The organism is Nocardia sp. NPDC058499, from assembly GCF_042719915.1.
Lineage (GTDB): Bacteria > Actinomycetota > Actinomycetes > Mycobacteriales > Mycobacteriaceae > Nocardia.
In genome coordinates, this window is sequence record NZ_JBHXMZ010000005.1 from 294,745 (window position 1) to 313,489 (window position 18,745).

The 18,745-nt window shown below is 66.1% G+C and carries 15 protein-coding genes and 1 pseudogene; 13 read left to right on the forward strand and 3 right to left on the reverse strand.

Annotated features, from left to right (window positions below):
• Positions 1-25: 25 nt before the first annotated feature.
• The 13 genes and pseudogenes from ACFWPH_RS17835 to ACFWPH_RS17895 all read left to right on the forward strand — a co-directional run.
• Positions 26-556: pseudogene (locus tag ACFWPH_RS17835) on the forward strand (GNAT family N-acetyltransferase); the annotation flags it as partial.
• Positions 556-2,388 (forward strand): IucA/IucC family protein, encoded by a 1,833-nt coding sequence (locus tag ACFWPH_RS17840; protein WP_378752253.1) that lies wholly within the window; start codon positions 556-558, stop codon positions 2,386-2,388. The pseudogene ACFWPH_RS17835 and the gene ACFWPH_RS17840, both read left to right, overlap by 1 nt.
• Positions 2,385-4,742 carry a penicillin acylase family protein gene (locus tag ACFWPH_RS17845; RefSeq protein ID WP_378752255.1) on the forward strand — a complete coding sequence of 786 codons (2,358 nt, stop codon included), beginning with the start codon at positions 2,385-2,387 and terminating at the stop codon, positions 4,740-4,742. The genes ACFWPH_RS17840 and ACFWPH_RS17845 overlap by 4 nt, the downstream gene beginning before the upstream one ends.
• Positions 4,739-6,199 carry a condensation domain-containing protein gene (locus ACFWPH_RS17850; RefSeq protein WP_378752257.1) on the forward strand — a complete coding sequence of 487 codons (1,461 nt, stop codon included), beginning with the start codon at positions 4,739-4,741 and terminating at the stop codon, positions 6,197-6,199. Before ACFWPH_RS17845 ends, ACFWPH_RS17850 begins: the two co-directional genes overlap by 4 nt.
• 82 nt (positions 6,200-6,281) lie before the next feature.
• Positions 6,282-7,823: a pyridoxal phosphate-dependent decarboxylase family protein gene (locus ACFWPH_RS17855; protein WP_378752259.1), complete on the forward strand. Its 1,542-nt coding sequence runs from the start codon at positions 6,282-6,284 to the stop codon at positions 7,821-7,823.
• On the forward strand, positions 7,816-9,129 hold the full coding sequence (locus ACFWPH_RS17860) for a lysine N(6)-hydroxylase/L-ornithine N(5)-oxygenase family protein (RefSeq protein ID WP_378752261.1): 1,314 nt from the start codon (positions 7,816-7,818) through the stop codon (positions 9,127-9,129). The genes ACFWPH_RS17855 and ACFWPH_RS17860 overlap by 8 nt, the downstream gene beginning before the upstream one ends.
• A gap of 166 nt (positions 9,130-9,295) precedes the next feature.
• Positions 9,296-9,544 (forward strand): acyl carrier protein, encoded by a 249-nt coding sequence (locus tag ACFWPH_RS17865; RefSeq protein WP_378752263.1) that lies wholly within the window; start codon positions 9,296-9,298, stop codon positions 9,542-9,544.
• Entirely contained in the window at positions 9,541-10,704 is a 1,164-nt protein-coding gene (locus ACFWPH_RS17870; protein WP_378752265.1) for an acyl-CoA dehydrogenase family protein, read from the forward strand. Before ACFWPH_RS17865 ends, ACFWPH_RS17870 begins: the two co-directional genes overlap by 4 nt.
• Entirely contained in the window at positions 10,701-11,957 is a 1,257-nt protein-coding gene (locus tag ACFWPH_RS17875) for a wax ester/triacylglycerol synthase domain-containing protein (protein WP_378752267.1), read from the forward strand. Before ACFWPH_RS17870 ends, ACFWPH_RS17875 begins: the two co-directional genes overlap by 4 nt.
• 45 nt (positions 11,958-12,002) lie before the next feature.
• Positions 12,003-13,640 carry a long-chain-fatty-acid--CoA ligase gene (locus tag ACFWPH_RS17880; protein ID WP_378752269.1) on the forward strand — a complete coding sequence of 546 codons (1,638 nt, stop codon included), beginning with the start codon at positions 12,003-12,005 and terminating at the stop codon, positions 13,638-13,640.
• A 104-nt stretch (positions 13,641-13,744) separates the two neighbouring features.
• On the forward strand, positions 13,745-14,227 hold the full coding sequence (locus ACFWPH_RS17885; protein ID WP_378752271.1) for a hypothetical protein: 483 nt from the start codon (positions 13,745-13,747) through the stop codon (positions 14,225-14,227).
• A 101-nt stretch (positions 14,228-14,328) separates the two neighbouring features.
• On the forward strand, positions 14,329-15,066 hold the full coding sequence (locus tag ACFWPH_RS17890; protein ID WP_378752273.1) for an ABC transporter ATP-binding protein: 738 nt from the start codon (positions 14,329-14,331) through the stop codon (positions 15,064-15,066).
• Positions 15,066-15,854, forward strand: coding sequence for an ABC transporter permease (locus tag ACFWPH_RS17895; protein ID WP_378752274.1), 789 nt, complete (start codon positions 15,066-15,068; stop codon positions 15,852-15,854). Before ACFWPH_RS17890 ends, ACFWPH_RS17895 begins: the two co-directional genes overlap by 1 nt.
• Before the next feature lie 35 nt (positions 15,855-15,889).
• On the opposite strand, the gene ACFWPH_RS17900 is transcribed toward ACFWPH_RS17895, so the two are convergent.
• Genes ACFWPH_RS17900 through ACFWPH_RS17910 form a run of 3 tightly spaced genes read right to left on the reverse strand, consistent with a single transcriptional unit; the run spans position 15,890 to position 18,467 of the window.
• Positions 15,890-16,690, reverse strand: a complete 801-nt coding sequence (locus tag ACFWPH_RS17900) for an ABC transporter permease (RefSeq protein WP_378752276.1) — start codon at positions 16,688-16,690, stop codon at positions 15,890-15,892.
• An 8-nt stretch (positions 16,691-16,698) separates the two neighbouring features.
• Positions 16,699-17,517 carry an ABC transporter permease gene (locus ACFWPH_RS17905; RefSeq protein ID WP_378752278.1) on the reverse strand — a complete coding sequence of 273 codons (819 nt, stop codon included), beginning with the start codon at positions 17,515-17,517 and terminating at the stop codon, positions 16,699-16,701.
• On the reverse strand, positions 17,517-18,467 hold the full coding sequence (locus tag ACFWPH_RS17910) for an ATP-binding cassette domain-containing protein (RefSeq protein ID WP_378752280.1): 951 nt from the start codon (positions 18,465-18,467) through the stop codon (positions 17,517-17,519). Before ACFWPH_RS17910 ends, ACFWPH_RS17905 begins: the two co-directional genes overlap by 1 nt.
• Positions 18,468-18,745 lie beyond the last annotated feature (278 nt).

Below are 18,745 nucleotides of genomic sequence, written 5' to 3' on the forward strand. Positions count from 1 at the left end.
GTCCCGCAGAATCGATGTGGACCGCGACCTGGAATCCGTGCACCGATGGCTCAACCACCCGAAGTCCCATTACTGGGATATGCTGAACAGCCCGCTCGGCGATGTGGCGAAGCTGATCCGCGACGCCGGCGCCGACCCGGATCCGCGCTTCGGTATGCGCATCGGGTACTTCGAGGGCGAACGTCAGTTCCTCTTCGAGTTGTACAACCCGCTCACCAGTGATCTGGCCCAGCCGGGCACCGGTTACGTCCACGAAACCGGTGATATCGGCATGCATCTGCTGGTATCCAGCAGTGAGCGGCGACTGCCCGGTTTCACCGGTGCGGTCATGGTGCACATCATGCGTGCCGCCTTCTTCGAGGCCGGTGCCCGTCGTGTGGTGGTCGAACCGGATGTGCGCAACGCCGATGTGCAGCGGCTCAATGCCGCCGTCGGTTTCCGGGTAGCCGGTGATTTCCCGGTACCCGGCAAAACCGCCCGGCTCAGCTACTGCACCCGTGCGGATTTCGCCAGGGCGACCGATAACGGCCGCACTGTGGCCGGAGAGGTCGAGTGATGAGTATCGATATCCGGGGTACCGGCGAGGTACCCGTTCCTGCCTGCTCGTACCGGCAGGTCTACAACACCCGGCTCGCCAGGAAGATACTGGCCGAGTTCTGTCATGAACGGTTCTTGCAGCCCACCGAGCTGTCTCCGGGCGAGTATGTGATCTATTCCGACGATCGGAAAACCGAATACCGGTTCCGCGCCGAGGTTCTGTCACTCGACAGCTGGTGTATCGACGCGGCGTCGCTGCGGCGAGTCCGTGCGGGCGAGGAACTGCGAATCGACTCGATCGCCCTGATCGTCGATATGAGCGGCAGCCTCGGCATCCCGATCGACGCGCTACCGGAATTCCTCGAGGAGTTCACCAACACGGCCTCGATCAGTATGAATAGGCCCGATACACGACGGATCCCGGCGGCAGATCTGGCGGTCGCCGATTTCCAGACCATCGAGAAGACGATGACCGAGGGGCACCCGTGCCTCGTCGCCAATGCGGGCCGGCTCGGCTTCAGTGCCGACGATATCGAGCGGTACGCGCCGGAGTCGGGCGGTCGGTTCGCGCTGGAGTGGGTCGCGGTGCTGCGTGCGAATACCGATTTCGCGGCGATGTCGGGTATCGACTACGACAGCCTGATACGCGACGAACTCGGTGCGGATACCCTCGCCCGGTTCGATCGCGTGCTCACCGGACAGGGGTACGACCCGGCGTCCTACTACTACATGCCGGTACATCCATGGCAGTGGGCGGAGAAGATCGCCCGGATCTACGCGGTCGATATCGCGGAAGGCCGGATCGTGCCGGTGGGCCCGGGGCCGGATCGGTACCAGCCGCAGCAGTCCATCCGGACCCTGTTCAATGTGTCGGCTCCGACGCGCCACTACGTGAAAACGGCGCTGTCGATCGTCAATATGGGCTTCACCCGCGGGATGTCCGCCGACTACATGCGCACCACTCCGCTGATCAACGATTGGGTCCGCAGCCGGGTAGACGGCGACCCGTACCTGGCCTCGATCGGATTCGAGATGATCTCCGAGGTCGCCGCGATCGGCTATCGCAACACCACGCTCACCGCGATCACCCGGCCCGGTTCGGAATACCGCAAATTGCTGAGCGCGCTATGGCGGGAAAGCCCCGTTTCCCGGGTCGCCGAACACGAGCAGCTGACCACAATGGCCGCCCTGTTGCATATCGACCACAACGGTATTCCCCTGGTCGGAGCGTTCATTCAGGAATCGGGTCTCGCCGCGCAGGAGTGGCTGGCCCGATATCTGCGGGCATATCTGCACCCGATCATCTATCTCCTCTATCGCTACGAGTTCAAATTCTCTCCGCACGGCGAGAACCTGATCCTCGTACTCGACGACGGGGTACCGGTACGCGCAATCCTCAAGGACATCGGTGAAGAGATCTGCCTGTTCGATGCTCCCGGCGATATTCCGGAATCCTGCCGTCGTGCGGTAACCCAGGAAGCCGACGAGATCCGCAATCTGGGTGTGCTCTCGGATGTATTCGACGATTTCCTGCGCCACCTCGCCTTGCTGCTGCACGAGAACGGGATCGTCGCCGACCCGGACTTCTGGGCCACCGTCGCGCACAGTGTCGGCGAATTCCAGGCCCGCCATCCGGACCTGGCCGGCCGCTTCCGGAAATGGGATCTGTTCGCACCCACCTTCCAGGCCATTCACCTGAATCGCCTGCAGATATCGGACAACCGGCGCATGGTGAACCTCGGTGACTCGTATTCGACACTGGTGGACAACGATCACGTGCTCGTGAACCCGATCGCCCGGCACCGGTCCGCGATCGCGGCGACCTCCGGAAAGGGGGTGCATGCCGCGTGAGCACCGCAGGCAACAGCCGGCCCGATCTGGAGATCGTCCGGGACGCGCGGGGCATCCCGCATATCATCGCGGACTCCGCCGAGGGCGCACTTTTCGGCCAGGGATATGCGTGCGGGGTCGACCGCGCCTGGCAGATCGAATTCCTGCGGCTGCGTGCCGAAGGACGCACCGCGGAGGTTTTCGGTGCGGACACGGTCGAATGGGACATTTTCGCCCGGCGTTCCGGAATGGAGCGCGCTGCCCGCCGGATCTACCGGACGTCCTCGGCGCGCACCCGGTCCCTGCTCGCTGCCTATTCCGACGGCGTCAACAGCACTCTCGAGACGGCCGATGCCCCCGAGCTGACCGAACTCGCGCACCGTCCGGCACCCTGGCAGCCGTGGACGCCGATCGCAGTGTTCCTCATGCACCACATCCTGTTCGGCCGTTTCCTCACCAAACTGTGGCGATGGCATACGGTGCGCGCACTCGGCCGCGACGCGCTGACCCTGTTCGATTGCGAGGGAGTGGATCCGGCCGGAGACACCGTGCCCGACTATCCGGACGACGCGTTCCTCACCGAACTGCTGGCGAATTTCCCCGCCCTACCCGAGCGAGCCGCCTCGGCGACACGGTCGTTCGGTGATGCCCTGTCGGGGAGCAATGCCTGGGGTGTCGCCGGTGCCCGCACCGCGACCGGGGCACCGTTGATCGCAGGCGACCCGCACCGGTTCCTGGAACTGCCCGGTATCTACCAGCAGTTCCATCTGGCGGCACCGGAATTCGATGTTGTCGGCTTCGCCTTCGCCGGGGTACCCGGTACGCCGCATTTCGCCCACGCGGGCACCGTGGCCTGGGGCATCACCAATGGGATGGCCGACTACCAGGATCTGTACATCGAACGGCTCGCCCGGGCCGGCTCCGGCGTACTCGCGGACACCGCCGGCGGCCGCCGCCCGGCCGAGATCAGAACCGAACAGATTCTCGTACGCGACGGCGAACCGCTCGAGCTCGAGATCATCACCACCGGGAACGGCGCTGTCGTATTCGGTGGTCCGGACGCATCGTTCGCGGTGAGCCTGCGCACGCCCATGCTCACCGATCCCGAGACGACCTTCGACGCCGCACTGGATGTGCTGTTCGCCGAGACCACCGCCGACGTGGAACGAGCCCTCACCCAGTGGGTCGAGCCCGTCAACCGGATCGTCATCGCCGACGCCGCCGGGCGGCTCACCCACCACGTCACCGGAAAGTTCCCACGGCGAGCCCCGGAGAACTACTGGCTGCCGGTGCCCGGCTGGGACGAGCGCTACCAGTGGCAGGGATACGTCACCGAGTCGGTACGCGACGAGCGGTTCGACGCCCTCGTGCCCGGCTATTCGGTGATCGCCAACCAGCGCATCCCGGACAACATTTCGCTGCAGCCGACGACCACCGAAACCGTGCCGATCTATCGAGCCGACCGCATCGATGCTCTCCTCGCGGACGCCCCGGCCATGACGGTGGGCGATTGCGAACGTCTCCATGCCGATGTACACAACGGTGCGGCCGGCGCATTCCTGCGCCTGCTACCGCCGCTGACCGGGTTGAGCACGAGCGCCGACCGGCTCCGTGGACGGCTGCTGGCATGGGATCGCCGGATGCACGCCGGCAGTATCGACGCCTACCTGTTCGCCGAAGTACGAGCTCACCTGGTCCGGGCGATCGGCGCCGACCCGGCGCTGTCCGGGCTCGCCGCACCGCACGGGTTCGGCGCCACCTTCACCCCGTGGTTCGTGGCGCAGACCCGGATCGCGGCCGCACTGGAATCGGTGATCGGCGGGGCCGCGGCGCTGGGCGTGGATATCGCCCGGCTGGTCACCGGCGCACTCGAAACGGTCGCCGAAGCTGCCGACGCCGGCGCGCCGCTTCCGACGTGGGGGAGTGTCCACGTACTCGCTCCGATCCACGGGTGGGACCTGGTCGGGGCAACACCGAAGCACCCCGAGGTCGCGCGGCAGCTCCGCCCGCAACCACAGCCGCTGGGTGGTGACGCCGAATGCATTATGGCCAATGCCAGTGCGGTGGGCTTTTCGCATGCCTGCGGTGTCGGATCGGCCGCTCGCTATGCGTGGGACCTGGCCGACCGTGACGCGAGCCGGTGGATCGTGCCATTGGGTGTCAGTGGCGATCCACGGTCCCCGTGGTTCGAGGACCAGGCGCCGCTCTGGGCGCAGGGCGAGCTGATCGACATCGTCAGCGACTGGTCGACAGTGCGGGAAACCGCGGTGCAGCGCGACGAATTCACTCGGATCGCCGGAACACTGCGGCTCGCACAGTCGGTGCCCGCGGCAGCTGAGCAGTCCCCGATCGGCCCGAAGCAGGAAGAAGTATGACGAACCTATTGACCGATGCGCGGCTGGAAGTCTTTCGCCGGCGTCTGGCCGTCGCGGGGGCCGGCGTCGGCCCGGCGGAGAGCCTCGCGACCTCCGAGACGGTTTCCACCGGCAGTCTTGCTGTTGCCGAACGCCGGATGTGGAAGATCTACCAGCTCGACCCGGACTCGGTATCCCACAATATCGGCCTGGTCCTGGATTTCGCCGGTACCCATACGATCGACTCGGTGATCGCCGCGTTCGAGCTCATGGTGCGTGATGCGGCGGTGCTCAGCTCGGTGATCGTCGTCGGGGCGGAAGGGGATCCGCGCCGGGAGGCCATCGAGCACACCGGCCGCTGGGTCGAGCCCGGTGCCGTCTGGGAGTGGGGCGCACTGCCGCCGTACGGCGCAGCGACCGCTACGGGCCGATCGATCGGCCGTGCGCAGATCCGGGCAGCTGCCGAGGCATTGGCGCAGGCGCCGTTCGCCTTGACCCGGGAGCCGCCGTTACGGGCGCGGATCTTCGCGGCTGCCGATGGTGCGGTCACGGTAGCGCTGGTCGTTCATCACCTGGCTGTGGACGACACCTCCTGGCCATTGCTGCTGGGAACGCTGGTTTCCGGTGCCCGGCCCGCCGACGTCGTCCGCCCCGCCCGTCCGGTGACCGCCGTGGGCTCCGACGAGATCGACCGGGCACTGCGGCACGCCCAGGACACGTGGGCGGCAGACGATATCCGGTACCCGCTCTCCGGCGAGTTGCCGGGTGACAGCGCCGAGCAGAGCTGGCTCGCCCCGCTCGCCGATGCGGCCGGTATCCGCCTCGGAGCCCCGATCGAGCCGGCGGGCATCGAGGCGTTGGACGGCGTCGCCCGCGAGGTCGGCGCCACTCTCAACGCGCTTCTCATCGGAGTGTGCGCCGTGAGCGTGTATGCCCTCACCGGCGCCGCCGACCACGTCCTGCTGGTGCCCGCCGATAATCGTGATCCCGACGACGGCCCCGACCGGGTCGGCTACAGCGGGAATATCGTCCCGATGCGCTTCCGCTTCGATCCGGCGGCGACCGTGGGTAACGCACTGCGCGCGGCGGTTTCGGTGGTGTACCGGGCGATGGAATTCGCCACTGTCGACTACGGCACTGTGCTCACGGCGCTGCGTACCGCGGGCGGTCGCTTCCCTGTCGCCGAGATCATGGCGTCCGTGCGGAATGCGCCGCTACGCGATATCCCGGCGCCCGCTCGGGGCCGGGTGAGCTACGAGTCCGTATTCCACGGCGTCGGCAACTATCCGCTGACGCTGGCCTTCGAACGCGGCGCCGATGACCGCGTCCACCTGGAGGTCGATTACCAGCCGGAGGTAGTCGGCGCCGAGCTCGCCCGCAGTGCCGGCGAAATGGTGTCCGCACTCGTCGCAGCAATTCCACGTGCGTTGGACCGCCCCTTGGACGAACTCGTTCGGACCATCCGCGAATCCACCTAGATCACGCAGTCGAAACTGCTTCGCGCCGCGGTGGGGACGGACGAATGCAGTCGTCATCCATATTCGAGTCGATGGGCTACCCGTGTCAGAGAAAATCGCATTCCCACGAAGACAGAGATCCAAGTTCGCCACGCCGGGTGACGGGTGGACGGCCATCGGCCACGGCCTCGCGCAGTTGGCCGGTCCGGTCGAATCACGGCATCACGGCGCACCGCTGCCCTGGGGAAATCCGGCCGACGTGCTCGAGGCCGTGGCCGAGCAGCTGGGCCCGGAGCGGATCCCGGACCACGGGGCAGGGGAGGACGCGGCGCTGAACCGGGTGGCCGAACTGATCGCCGCCTACGGCCTGGACCTCACCCACCGGCATGCGGCGGCGCACCTGCAGCCGCCCTCGCTGCGGGTGGCGGTGGTTGCCGATGCGCTGGCGGGCGCCACCAACGCGTCGCTGGATACCTACGATTCGGGGCCGGCAACGCTGGCCATCGAGAAATGGACCATCAGCGCACTCGCCGAGCTGGCCGGTTTCACCGAAAGGTCCGGTGGCGTCTTCGGCCCCGGTGGGTCCTACTCGAATCTGCTCGCGCTGTTGATAGCTCGAGATTACAGCGCCGCCCGGCTCGGCATCGATACCCGCAGCAACGGCGTGAGCGGTCTGCCTCGCCCGGTGGTGCTGTGTTCGCAGATCGCGCATTTTTCGGTGCACCGCGCGTGCGCAGCACTCGGCCTCGGGGAGAGCGCCGCGATCGGAGTTCCGGTCGATTCCGAGCACCGGATGATCCCGGAGGCTCTCGACGAGCTGCTCACCGGACTCGCCGAAAGTCACACCCCGGTCGCGATCGTGGCCACGGCAGGCACCACCGACTTCGGCTCCGTCGATCCGTTGCCCGAGATCGCCCGCATCGCGGCGCGCCACGGCGTCTGGATGCACGTCGACGCCGCATACGGTTTCGGCACATTGTTCTCCGATAAGCTCGCCGGGCTGCTCACCGGTCTCGAGCGGGCCGATTCGGTGACACTGGATCTGCACAAGGTCGGCTGGCAGCCGGCCGCCGCCAGTGTGCTGCTGCTCGCCGATCAGGGGCGATTCTCCGCGCTGAACCGGTCGGTGGCCTATCTCAACCCGGACGACGATATCGAGGCCGGTTTCGGCGGCCTGCTCGGCCAGACTCTGCAGACCACTCGTCGCCCCGATGTGCTCAAGGTCCTGGCCACCTTTCTCGCTTACGGCCGGACCGGATTGGGTGAGATGCTCGATACCTGCCACGATCTCGCCCGCCATGCCGAGCGTCGTATCGTCACCGAGCCGCAGCTCGAGCTCGTCGCACCGGTCACCATGACCACGGTCGTGTTCCGCTACCGCTGCGAGGACCTCGACCTCGACCAAGTGAACGGGGAACTGCGCCGGCGCCTGATCAGCTCCGGTAAGGCGCTCATCGGCCGAACCCAGGTATGCGTCCACGGCGAAGGCGAACCCCGCACCTGTGTGAAGCTCACCCTGCTCAACCCGGAAACCACCGAACGGGATATCGATGCCCTGTTCGACGAACTGCTGCGTATCGGGCTGGAAGTGGAATCCGAAGGTCTGCGTCACGATCACGGCGAGATGGTGAAGAGCCATGAGTGATATACGGAAAGTCGACGTACTCGGTATCGGCTGCGGGCCGTTCAACATATCGCTGGCGGCCATGGCCTCGACTGTCGACGACCTCGACGTGCTCGTGGTCGACTCCGCCGAGGAATTCCGCTGGCATCCCGGCCTCCTGTTCGACGAGGCGAAACTACAGGTCAGTTTCCTGTCCGACCTCGTCTCGCTGGTCGACCCGACACACCCGATGTCGTTCCTGGCCTATCTGGCCGACGTCGACCGCCTGTACCCGTTCCTGGTGCGTGAGGACTGGTTCCCGACGCGACGCGAGTACGAGGCGTACCTCCTGTGGGCGGTCGGGAAGCTGGATTCGCTGCGCTTCGGCACCACCGTCGACGCGGTGCGCTGGGACGGCGCACGCGGTCATTTCGAGGTGTTGATGTCCGGTTCCGCCACCACCTCGATGGTATACGCGGAGCATGTGGTGGTCGGCGTAGGAACCGAACCGTCCATCCCGCAGGCGCTCTCGACCGGATCCTCCGCACTGGTACACAGTGCGCAATACCTGTACCACCGCGACACCGCGCATCGCGCGCAGGCCGTCACCGTGATCGGCTCCGGTCAGTCCGGCGCCGAGATCGTCATCGATCTGCTCGAAGAGAACCTGCGTGGCGGTCCGGCCGTGCGCTGGTGGACCCGCACCCCGTGGTTCGCGCCGCTGGATTTCACGAAGCTTTCCCTGGAGATGACCACACCGGCGTATATGGACTACTTCCACAGCCTGCCGGAGGCCACCCGCGATCGAGTGCGGGCCGGGCACTGGCAATTCCACAAAGGCATCTCCACCGATACCTTGGAACGCCTGCACGATCTGCTCTACCGACGGCAGTTGCTGGAGAAGTCGCAGCCGGTGGAGTTGCGCAACGGTGTCGCGGTCGAGGGCCTCGACACGCTGCCCGACGGCCGCCTCCGGGTCCGGGGACTGCACCGTGACACCGGAAAGAAGATCGCCCACACCGCCGACCTGGTGATCGCGGCGACCGGATACCGGTACCGCAGGACCGACTTCCTCGACCCCCTGGAAGAGCATCTGCGGCGTGATTCGCGCGGCCGTCTGGTGTTCGAGAACAACCATTCGGTGAGCGCCGAGGACGCGCTGCGGGGCCGGTTGTTCGTGGCCAACGCGGAGGAACACAGCCACGGTGTCTCCGCACCGAACCTGGACATCGGTGCCGTGCGCAACGCCAAGATCATCAACAGCGTGACCGGGCGCGAAGTCTATCGCCTTCCGCGGAATACCGCGTTCACGAGCTTCGGGGTCACCGGCGAGGAGGTTCTCGAATAGGGCGCGGCGCCCTTCGCCAGGTGGGCCTCGTCCCGCGTGCGGTGCCGTTCACCGACGCCGCGCCGGTTCTCCGGACGCTTCACCCCAGTGGTGTCTCTCCGATCCGACCGGAGGGACAACGCCGGCCCCGGGCCGGCGGATCCGAACATTCTTTGAGGAGTTTCAGATGTCCGACCGAATTCGCGACGTACTGCACAGCATTCTGGAAGAAGATCTCGACCTGCCGCTCACCGGCCTCGACCGGGAGTCGCTCCTGGTCGAGGATCTCGGCATCGACTCGGTCGCTTTCGCTATCGGTGTCGTGGCCATCGAAGAGCGCCTGGGCGTCCGGCTCACCGAACGGGAGATGGCCGAGGCAGCATCGGTCGGTGATCTGGAAGACTTGATCCGCGGCAAGTCCGGCGCTGTCGCATGACAGTCGCCGCGCCCGCCGACTCGTATTCCGATCTGCTCGCCCGGGCCTTCGACGACCGGGTGGTCCGGTGGACCGAACAGGCCGAACAGGACAACCAGTTCCCACGGGTCCTGCTCGAACATCTCGGTGCCGAGGGTGTTTTCGCGCGGAAATGGAACGACCGCAAGGTCACCGACCTCGGCGACCATTTCGCACTGGCCCGCGCGCTGGGCGCGCTCGGTTCGGCGGCCATCGGTGTCGGAGTGAGCCTGCACGATTCGGCGATCGCCGTGCTGCGCCGATTCGGGCGTACCGATTTCCTGCGGCAACTCGCCGAGCAGGCGATCGCGGTCGATACAGTGGTGTGCATCGGGGCGTCGGAGGAATCCGGCGGCTCGGACCTGCAGAACGCCCGGACCCGGATCGAGCCGGAGAGCGGCGGCTACCGGATCGTCGGTCACAAGAAGTTCGTTTCACTCTCGCCGATCGCCGATTACATGCTCGTCGTCGGGCGCACCCTCGGCGATGAACCGGCGACCGAATCGGGCAATGTCGCGCTGGCAGTGGTGCCGGTCGCGCAGGTGCAGGTCGGCAAGCCGTACCGGAAGCTCGGTGCCGGACCGCTGGATACCGCCGCGGTGAGCATCGACACCTGGATTCCGGAGGACGCGCTCCTCGCACGCCCCGGCACCGGTTTGGCGGTGATCAGCTGGGGTCTGGCCCACGAACGCTATTCGGTGGCCGGTCAGATCGCCGCGTCCTGCGAGCGCATGCTCGGCGTAACCCTGGCCCGGATGTACGACCGCGTCCAATTCGGCAAGCGCCTCTACGACCATCAGGCGCTGCGACTCCGCGTCGCCGATCTGCAATCGCGGGTCGACACCCTGCGCCACGCACTGGCCGGCGTCGCCGCCGAGGGACGTATCAATCTGCGTACCGCCGCCTCGCTGAAGGTCACCGCGGCCAATCTGGGCGAAGAAGTGGCCTCGGAGTGCCTGCACATCTGGGGCGGTATCGGCTACCTCGATACCGGTCTCCCACTGAACCGCTGGTTCCGGGATATGAAACTGGCGCGCGTCGGTGGCGGTACGGACGAGGTGCTGTGGGAACTGGTGGCCGCGGCCATGAAGCCCGACACGGACGGCTACCAGGCTTTACTCGCGAAAGTGGACACGCAATGACAGATGCCTCGGTAACGACGCTGACCCCCTCCGACCACACCTACCTGCACCTGGACACCGACAGCAGCCCGATGCACTGGGCGATGCTGCTCGAGCTGTCCGCCGATGGCGCCCACGTGCCGATCGGCGAGGTGCGGGAACGGGTGCGTGAGCGCAGTGAACTGTTCGAACTGTTCCGGCTCGGCATCGACCGCGGGCGCTGGCGCCGCCCCCGCGAAGTAGTGGCCGAGAAGATCGATGTGGACAGCCATCTCGCCGCCGCCGAGTACACCGACGCGGCAGAGTTGAGCAAACAGGTGACCGCACTGCTCGAGGCGCCGCTGCCTCGTCCGCAACCGATGTGGCACATCACGCTGTTCACCCCGGTCGCCGACGGGGCCCAATACTTCCTGCTGCGCGTGCACCATGCGTTGTCCGACGGTATCGCCGGCGCCGCCTTCGCCGCGTTGCTGGCCGACGGTACGGCCGAGGAACTAGCCGAGTTCGAGCGGTTCGCGACGAGCCCACGGTTCCGGACACCCGAAGTCGAGCCGGAGATCATGAAGGAGGCAAAGGCCGCCTTCGCCGCACAGCACGCCGCCGGAAAGGTCGGCCGTAACTGGCCGAAACTCACCAGCTCCGGCCGGCGCGAATACGCGTTGTACAGTGCCTCCACCCGCGACCTGCGCCGCGCCGCCAAGGCACGCGGCGCCTCGGTGCACGAGTTCCTGCTCGCGGCCGTCGGCCGCACGCTCAGCCTCGCCCCGCCCGGTTCGGTGGCCGCCGAGGTGATCCGGGTAACCCTGCCGGTGACCAACGATCCGGACTTCCGGCACACGGGTAACGCTGTGATCGTCACCCCGTTCAATCTGGCCGGCAACGTTCCCGATCTCGACCGGCAGATCGAGCGCTGCAGAGCGGAACTGGCCGTCGTCGAGAAACGCCGCCCCGAGCTGACTTCCGCCGCGCCCGCGACCGAGCCCGGGCTGCCCTGGGCGCTGCGGCGGGTGATCGGTAGCGCGGCCATGAAACATATGAGTCCCGACATCCACATCGGTATCAACCCCGGATTCTCCAGGGTTCGTTCCGTACTCGGAAAACAGATCACCGAATTGACCGCGCTGTCGCCGCTGGCCGGTTACTCGTTCTCGGTGACGTCGCTGATTCTGGGCAAGCGGACATCATTCGGCGTTGTCGTCGACCACGCCGCCCTGCCGCCGGGGTACGCCGACACCTTCGTCGAGCAGTTCGACCGGGTCCTCGGCGAGGCGTAGTACGCCACGGCCGGAAATATCCCGCCAGGCAGAAATGGAACTCCAATGAGCAGAATCACCCAGTTGCTTTTCGACGAACCGGTGTCCGAAGTCAAAGGTTTGTGGAGCGGCCCCGACGCATCGGAGCTGACCTTCCGATCTTGGGATCGGCTGCGAGCCAAGGCCCGCCGGGCCGCCGCCGGATTGGCCGAGGCGGGTGTGATGCCGGGTGACTCCGTCGCGATCCTCGCGGGCCCGGCCGACGATGTCATCATTGCGGTACAGGCGATCTGGATGCGTGGCGCGGTTTTCACCATGCTGCACCAGCCCACCCCGCGCATGAATCTCGAGACCTGGCTGACGGATACGCGTTCGGTGATCGATATGCTGGGCGCCCGGGTGGTCGTGCTGAGTGAGCCGTTCACCGAGGCCGTGCGAGATCTCGACCTCGGTGCACCGGTTGCCGTCATCGCTGAACTGGCCGAGCGCACCGAAACGGTCGCGCATGTGCCGACCGCCGAAGACGATACCGCCATCCTGCAGCTGACCTCCGGCACCACCGGTGTGCCGAAGGCGGTGGCGATCTCCTACCGGAACCTGCATCAGAACCAGGTCGCCATGGTCGACCGGACGGGCTTCACCGCCGAGTGGGTAGGCGTCAGCTGGCTGCCGCTCTACCACGATATGGGCATGATCGGCCTGCTCATGACCCCGCTGCTCGCGCAAGCGACCGCGGTGGTCGTTCCGCCGCTCGCGTTCCTGAAGAATCCGCTGTGCTGGGCGGAGTTGATCAGCCGTTTCGAGGGAAACTACACCGCGGCACCGAATTTCGCCTATTCGCTGCTGGCCCGGCGGCTGCGTCGGGCGCCCGACGGCGCCTATGACCTGTCCTGTCTGCGGGTCGCAGTCAACGGCGCGGAGATCGTCGACGAAGCGACCTTGCGGGAATTCCTGGATGCGGCAGCCCGTTTCGGATTCCGCCCGGAGGCCCTGACCCCGGCCTACGGTATGGCCGAGACCACCCTTGCCACCTCGTTCACCGATGCCGGCGCGCGCTATTCGGTGGATATCATCGAACCCGGACGCGCCGAAGGCGAAGGCGTGGTCGAACGTGACTCGGCCGCGGCATCGCGAACTCTGATGCGGTTGGGAACACCGGTCGCCGGGATCGAACTGAAAGTCGTCGACGGTTCAGGGGCGGCGCTACCCGCCGACCGGATCGGCGAAATCCTGGTCCGCGGAGACGCGGTGACCCGGCGATATCTCCTGCCCGACGGTTACGTATCGGCGGTGGACACCGAAGGCTGGCTGGCCACCGGCGATCTGGGATATATCACCGATACCGGTGAGACGGTGGTGACCGGGCGTAAAAAGGACATCATCATTGTCTCCGGCCGCAATATCGCGCCTACTACGGTCGAGCGTGCCGCGGCCGGAATCGACGGTGTGCGCGCCGGCAGTGTTGCGGCATTGGCCGTGCGCCTGCCCGGGATGGCGCGCGAAGGTATCGCCGTGATCGCCGAATCCGATCTCGCCGAGGATGCCGAGCAGAGTGAGCGGATCCGTAAGGAAGTGGCCCGAGCGGTATTCGACGATATCGGCATCGCTCCGGCAGTCGTCACGATCGTGCACAAGGGTGCACTGCCCAAGACTCCGTCGGGCAAGTTACGCCGTTCGTCGGCCGCAAGCCTCATTTCGTTTTGATCAAAAGCCGCAGAAGTTAGGATTGACTTGCCTAACTTTTGCGGCCTATTGTTGGACCGCCCGGAGGCCCGGGTTTGTTGGTTGTTTGGTCGAAGGGACCGCCCATGCCGAAACTCATCAGGATCGTTTCCGCCTTAGTCTTCGCCGCACTGCTCGGCCTGGGCCTGGCGCAGCCCGCCGCCGCCGATGTGTCGATTCGCGACGGCAAGGTCGGCGACCTCTACGTTCGCGACGAAGTCCCGAACCTCGGTCAGCTCGAGCGGCAGTTCGCTGCCTTCTGGAACCCGAACATCGGCGTCGAGCCCAAGCTCGAGGTCAGCTACAACGGCCCGCAGGCGCGCGGTGCGCTCGAACAGGTCATGGCGAACAGCCAGACCATGGACTTCTTCTCGATCCAGGGCCGTGCCGTCGGCGATATCGCTATCTCCGGCAACACGATGTCGGTGCGGGTCGAGGGTGTGATGGCGGGCTTCCCGGCCACCTCCATCAACTACCGCTTCATCCGTGAAGGCGGTCTGTGGAAGTACGACTGGAAGGCGATCTGCGCCGAAATGCAGTGCGCGGGTAACCCGGACTTCGGGTACTGACAGCCGCAGAGAATTCCGGAACGACTCCCCGTCGACGCCACGGCCGAACGGGGAGTCGTTCTCCGTATAAGCCCACCACTCAGTCGTTCAGGAATGTATCGATGATCAGTATTCGCGGCGTATCCAAACGCTTCGGAGATATCGTCGCCGTAGACGATGTCAGCTTCGAGGCCGAACCGGGCTCGATCACCTATCTACTCGGGCCCAACGGCGCCGGCAAAACCACCGTGATGCGGATGATCGCCGGCCTGACCCGGCCCACCGGCGGCACACTTGTCATCAACGGTAAAGGCCTACTGGAATTCCGGGACACCCTCCGCGAAATCGGATTCGGCCTCGGCGCGTTCACCCGCAACCCCCAGCACACCGCGACGCAGCATCTGCTGTGGCAAGCCCGCCTGGGCGGACTGCCGGCGGCCGCCGTCGGCCGGGCGCTGGAACGGGTCGGGCTGGAAAAGGTCGCGAAGCGTCCGGTCGGCAAATTCTCCTACGGCATGCTGCAGCGGCTCGGTATCGCCGCGGCGCTGCTGGGCGATCCGCGAACTCTGGTGCTGGACGAACCGGCCAATGGGCTCGACGTCGAGGGCACGCTATGGCTCCGCGACCTCGTCACCGGGCTCGCCGCCGACGGAAAATGCCTGCTGGTGGCCTCGCACAACCTCACCGAGGTCCAGATCACCGGCAACCGGATCGTCATCATGGGCAAGGGGAAGGTGCTGTCCGACACGAGCAAGGACGAGTTGGTCGCCCGCGGCTCCGGCCCACGACCACTGGAATCCGCCTACCTCGGGATCACCGCGAACAGCGTCGAATACACCACCGGCGGAGGTGCAGGCTGATGCTCACCCGCTATCTGATCCGCGCAGTCCGCAGCGAACTCGCGAAGCTCTCATGGCGCAACCCGCTGTGGTACACGGTCGTCCCGCTCGCGATCCTGATCCCGGTGGCGCTCAACTTCGGGATCGCCAAGGCCTCTCAGGCCGAAACCATCAACGGTTACGGCGGAATGGAGACCAGCAATGCCACCTACTGGGTGCTGATCTTTTCGACGTTCATCCTCATGTCCGGTGCGGTGTCCTCGCTGAGCAACGAATTCAAGGACAAGACCGTCGAGACCGTCGCGGGAATCCAGGCCCGCCGCTGGCTGCTGCCCGTCGCGAAGCTGATCGTGTTCGGCCTGCTCTCCGGTGTGGTGGCCGGTGCGACCACCTTCCTGCTGCTGGGCGGCTTTCCGCACCTGTTCCCGGACGTATGGGGCAAGGTGGATGCCTTCTCCGGCACCGGGATCCGCCTGCTGATCTGTGTGCCGATCTTCACCGTGCTGGTCTGTGCCCTCGGTCTGGGCCTGGCCGCACTACTGCCGAAACCGGGCCTGGTGGTGATGATCGTGCTGCTGTGGAAGTTCGGCATCGAGGTTTTCGTTACGTTCGTCAACAACGATTTCGGGCGCATGCTGCAACGGTTGTCGCCGTTCAAGAACGGCGAACTCGGTGTCGGCCAGCTCTCCACCATCGAAAGCTACTTCGGCGGCCCGAACGGATCACTGCTGTACTTCGCGGTGCCGTGCCTGGTCATATTCGTGCTCGGCACCCTGCGCCTGTCCACGGGGGATATGAAAAGCGACTGATCGAGGCCGGGGCGCCGGTATGCGCTGCTGTGTTGTCAGCGGCGTTCCGCGGCATGCCGGAAGCCGCGGAACGCCACCGGCCCGAACACGGCGATCAGTCCGATCGTCCAGAGCACCGTAATGACCAGTGGCTCCGCCACCGGACCGCCCTCGGTCAATCCGCGAACAGTATCGATTGCCGGTGTCATCGGCTGATGCCGGACCACCGGCTGGAGCCAGCCCGGATACTCGCTGACGGGTGCGAAACCGCCGTTGAAGAACAGCAGCAGGAGGAAGAACCCATTGAGTTGCTGGACGGCCTGCCGGCCGGAGGCGACTGTGGCCATGGCGATCACCGGCACCGCGATACCGACCGCGAAGACCATCGCCACCAGGACAGCGCCGATTCCGGCGGCGATACCCTGCTCGAACCGGAATCCGAGTGGGATCGCAACGGCGAACAGGACAGCGGTGGCTATCCCGGTGCGTACCGCTTCGGCGAGCAGCCGACCGGCGAGGAAACCCGGGCGCGGGACCGGCAGCGTCCACATCCGGGCCAGCAGCCCGGTATCACGTTCGTGGATGAGGCTGATCGCCGTGGCCAGAGTGCCGAACAGGGCGCCCACCAGCGCCACCAGACCGGTGTTGCCGAAGATGCTGTCGCCACCGCCCATCGAGGTCACGGTTTTGCCGAGGACCAATTGGAACATCAGCAGCAGGAAGGCCGGAAAAACTATCGACTGCACCACGATCCCCGGATCGCGCGACCAGGAACGCATGAGCGCGCCCGCCTGGACGATCGATTGCCGCAGTACCGGCACGCTCTGCCGGTGTGGCCAGATTGCTGTATAGGTCATCGTCTCCGTCATCGTTTCACCTGCGCTCGGCCCGCGGCCACCATTGCCGCGCCGCCGCTGACGAGCAGCGCCACCGACCAGACTGCCACCGCGGTCAGTTCGGCACCGCCGCCCGCGGCGAGCGCACGGAGGGCGTCGGCGTAGACCGACATCGGCTGATTACGTACGAACGGCTGCACCCACTCGGGGAATGCCTGCGCGGCGACCAGGCCGGTGGATGCCATCACCAGAATCAGCTGCGGGATCATGAGAACGCTCGCGATCGACACCGAATTGCGCGCGACGGTGCCGATCGCATCGGTGATCAGGCTCATTGCCAGCCCGAAGACGATGACGAGAACGACAAAGACGAGGGTTTCCACGATGGTGCCCTGGAGCCGGAAGCCCAAGCCGCAGCCGATGGCGAGCCCGCCGCCGAGCGCCAGGGCCATCCGCACGACAACCCAGGCCATACGCCCGAGGAACGGGGCGACGCGCGGGATCGGCAGCGACATCATCCGCTCGTGCACACCGGCTCGCGCGTCCTGTCCGGCAGTCTCGGTGGCAGTGATGGCGGTGAACAGGCCGGCCTGCAAAAGTATTATCGGCGTGAGGAATTGCGCATAGTCGCCCCCGCCGAGTTCGAACTGGCGGTGCAGCGGCGTATAGAAGCAGAGGAAGAATACGACCGGCCCGAGGACGGCGAAGACGACATCGCCCGAGCGCACTGCGGCCAGAATCTTCTGGCGGGCGAGAGTAGCGGTGGCCGGTACGAGCCCGACCGAACTCCGGGCGGCGGTGCCCGGAAAGTTCGTGGTGGGCGCGGGCTCGACAGTGGTCGCCGTCATCAGCTCGTCTCTGTCAATTGGAGGAACACCTCGTCCAGCGATGGCTGCCGGAGGCCGATATCGACCACATCGATTCGCGCAGAGTCCAATCGGGCGATAACACCGGATACCGTTGCCATTCCGTTCGGCGCCCGGACCACCAGTCGAGGATGGGCCTGCGCCCCGGCGGCTGTGCCGTGCGCCGGCGATTCGACGAGTTCCAGCCCCTCGAGCAGCCCGATGACCTGGTCGGTATCGGCGCGATCCACGAGGGTTACTTCGCAAACAGCCGCGCCGGCCTGCTTTTTCAGCTGCCCCGGTGTGCCGGCGGCAACCACCGATCCCCGGTTGAGCATCACGATGTGATCGGCGAGCCGGTCGGCTTCCTCCAGGTACTGGGTAGTCAGCAGTACCGTGATCCCGGCCTCCCGCAGGCCGGCGACCGTATCCCACACCGAGGCGCGGCTGCGTGGATCCAAGCCCGTGGTCGGTTCGTCGAGGAACAGCACCTCGGGCCGGGTGACCAGGGCACTGGCGATATCGACCCGGCGTCGCATCCCGCCGGAAAGGGCACCGACCCGCCGGTTGCGCACGGCTGCGAGGTCGAATTGCTCGACGAGTTCGTCGATGCGGGTGCTCAGCCCCCGGCCGCGCAAACCGGTGAGACGGCCGAAAACGGACAGGTTCTCCACAGTGGTGAGCCCCTCGTCCAGAGACGCGTATTGCCCGGTGAGCGAGACCTTTTCGCGCACCAGAGCAGCCTCGGCGACCACATCGTGACCACAGATCCGGGCGCTACCGGAGGTAGGTCGTTGCAAGGTGGACAGCAGAGTGACCGTTGTGGTCTTACCGCTCCCGTTCGGGCCGAGTAGGCCGAGTACCTCTCCGCGGGCGACTTCGAACGAGATACCGTCGAGAGCCGCCACCTCACCGTATCTCTTGACGAGATCGGTGACCTGGATCGCTGACATGGATTTCTGCCTCCCCTCGGAGAGTTCTGCCACGAACCCTCCGATACTTAGGGAAGGCTACACTACCTTTCCGAGAGGTGGTGGGGGATCTTGTGCGTACCAGCTGCGTGCGCTCACGCCCGTTCATTTGAATCGGGCTGATCCCAACCGGGACGGCCGCACCGTGGGGTGGCGGAATAAGCCGCGTATCCGCGTGTCCACGCTGGTCGCGCCCATCGTCGACCCGGCGCATTCGCCGCCCCGCCTCTGCACTGTCCCTGCGGCCGCCCGGCACCGTC

Excerpts from the sequence above, each read along its gene's own strand:
- ACFWPH_RS17910 (WP_378752280.1), bottom strand. The coding sequence starts at position 18,467 with ATGTCAGCGATCCAGGTCACCGATCTCGTCAAGAGATACGGTGAGGTG.
- ACFWPH_RS17885 (WP_378752271.1), top strand. The coding sequence starts at position 13,745 with ATGCCGAAACTCATCAGGATCGTTTCCGCCTTAGTCTTCGCCGCACTG.
- ACFWPH_RS17870 (WP_378752265.1), top strand. The coding sequence starts at position 9,541 with ATGACAGTCGCCGCGCCCGCCGACTCGTATTCCGATCTGCTCGCCCGG.
- ACFWPH_RS17890 (WP_378752273.1), top strand. The coding sequence starts at position 14,329 with ATGATCAGTATTCGCGGCGTATCCAAACGCTTCGGAGATATCGTCGCC.
- ACFWPH_RS17900 (WP_378752276.1), bottom strand. The coding sequence starts at position 16,690 with ATGACCTATACAGCAATCTGGCCACACCGGCAGAGCGTGCCGGTACTG.
- ACFWPH_RS17905 (WP_378752278.1), bottom strand. The coding sequence starts at position 17,517 with ATGACGGCGACCACTGTCGAGCCCGCGCCCACCACGAACTTTCCGGGC.
- ACFWPH_RS17865 (WP_378752263.1), top strand. The coding sequence starts at position 9,296 with ATGTCCGACCGAATTCGCGACGTACTGCACAGCATTCTGGAAGAAGAT.
- ACFWPH_RS17850 (WP_378752257.1), top strand. The coding sequence starts at position 4,739 with ATGACGAACCTATTGACCGATGCGCGGCTGGAAGTCTTTCGCCGGCGT.
- ACFWPH_RS17875 (WP_378752267.1), top strand. The coding sequence starts at position 10,701 with ATGACAGATGCCTCGGTAACGACGCTGACCCCCTCCGACCACACCTAC.
- ACFWPH_RS17880 (WP_378752269.1), top strand. The coding sequence starts at position 12,003 with ATGAGCAGAATCACCCAGTTGCTTTTCGACGAACCGGTGTCCGAAGTC.
- ACFWPH_RS17860 (WP_378752261.1), top strand. The coding sequence starts at position 7,816 with ATGAGTGATATACGGAAAGTCGACGTACTCGGTATCGGCTGCGGGCCG.
- ACFWPH_RS17840 (WP_378752253.1), top strand. The coding sequence starts at position 556 with ATGAGTATCGATATCCGGGGTACCGGCGAGGTACCCGTTCCTGCCTGC.
- ACFWPH_RS17895 (WP_378752274.1), top strand. The coding sequence starts at position 15,066 with ATGCTCACCCGCTATCTGATCCGCGCAGTCCGCAGCGAACTCGCGAAG.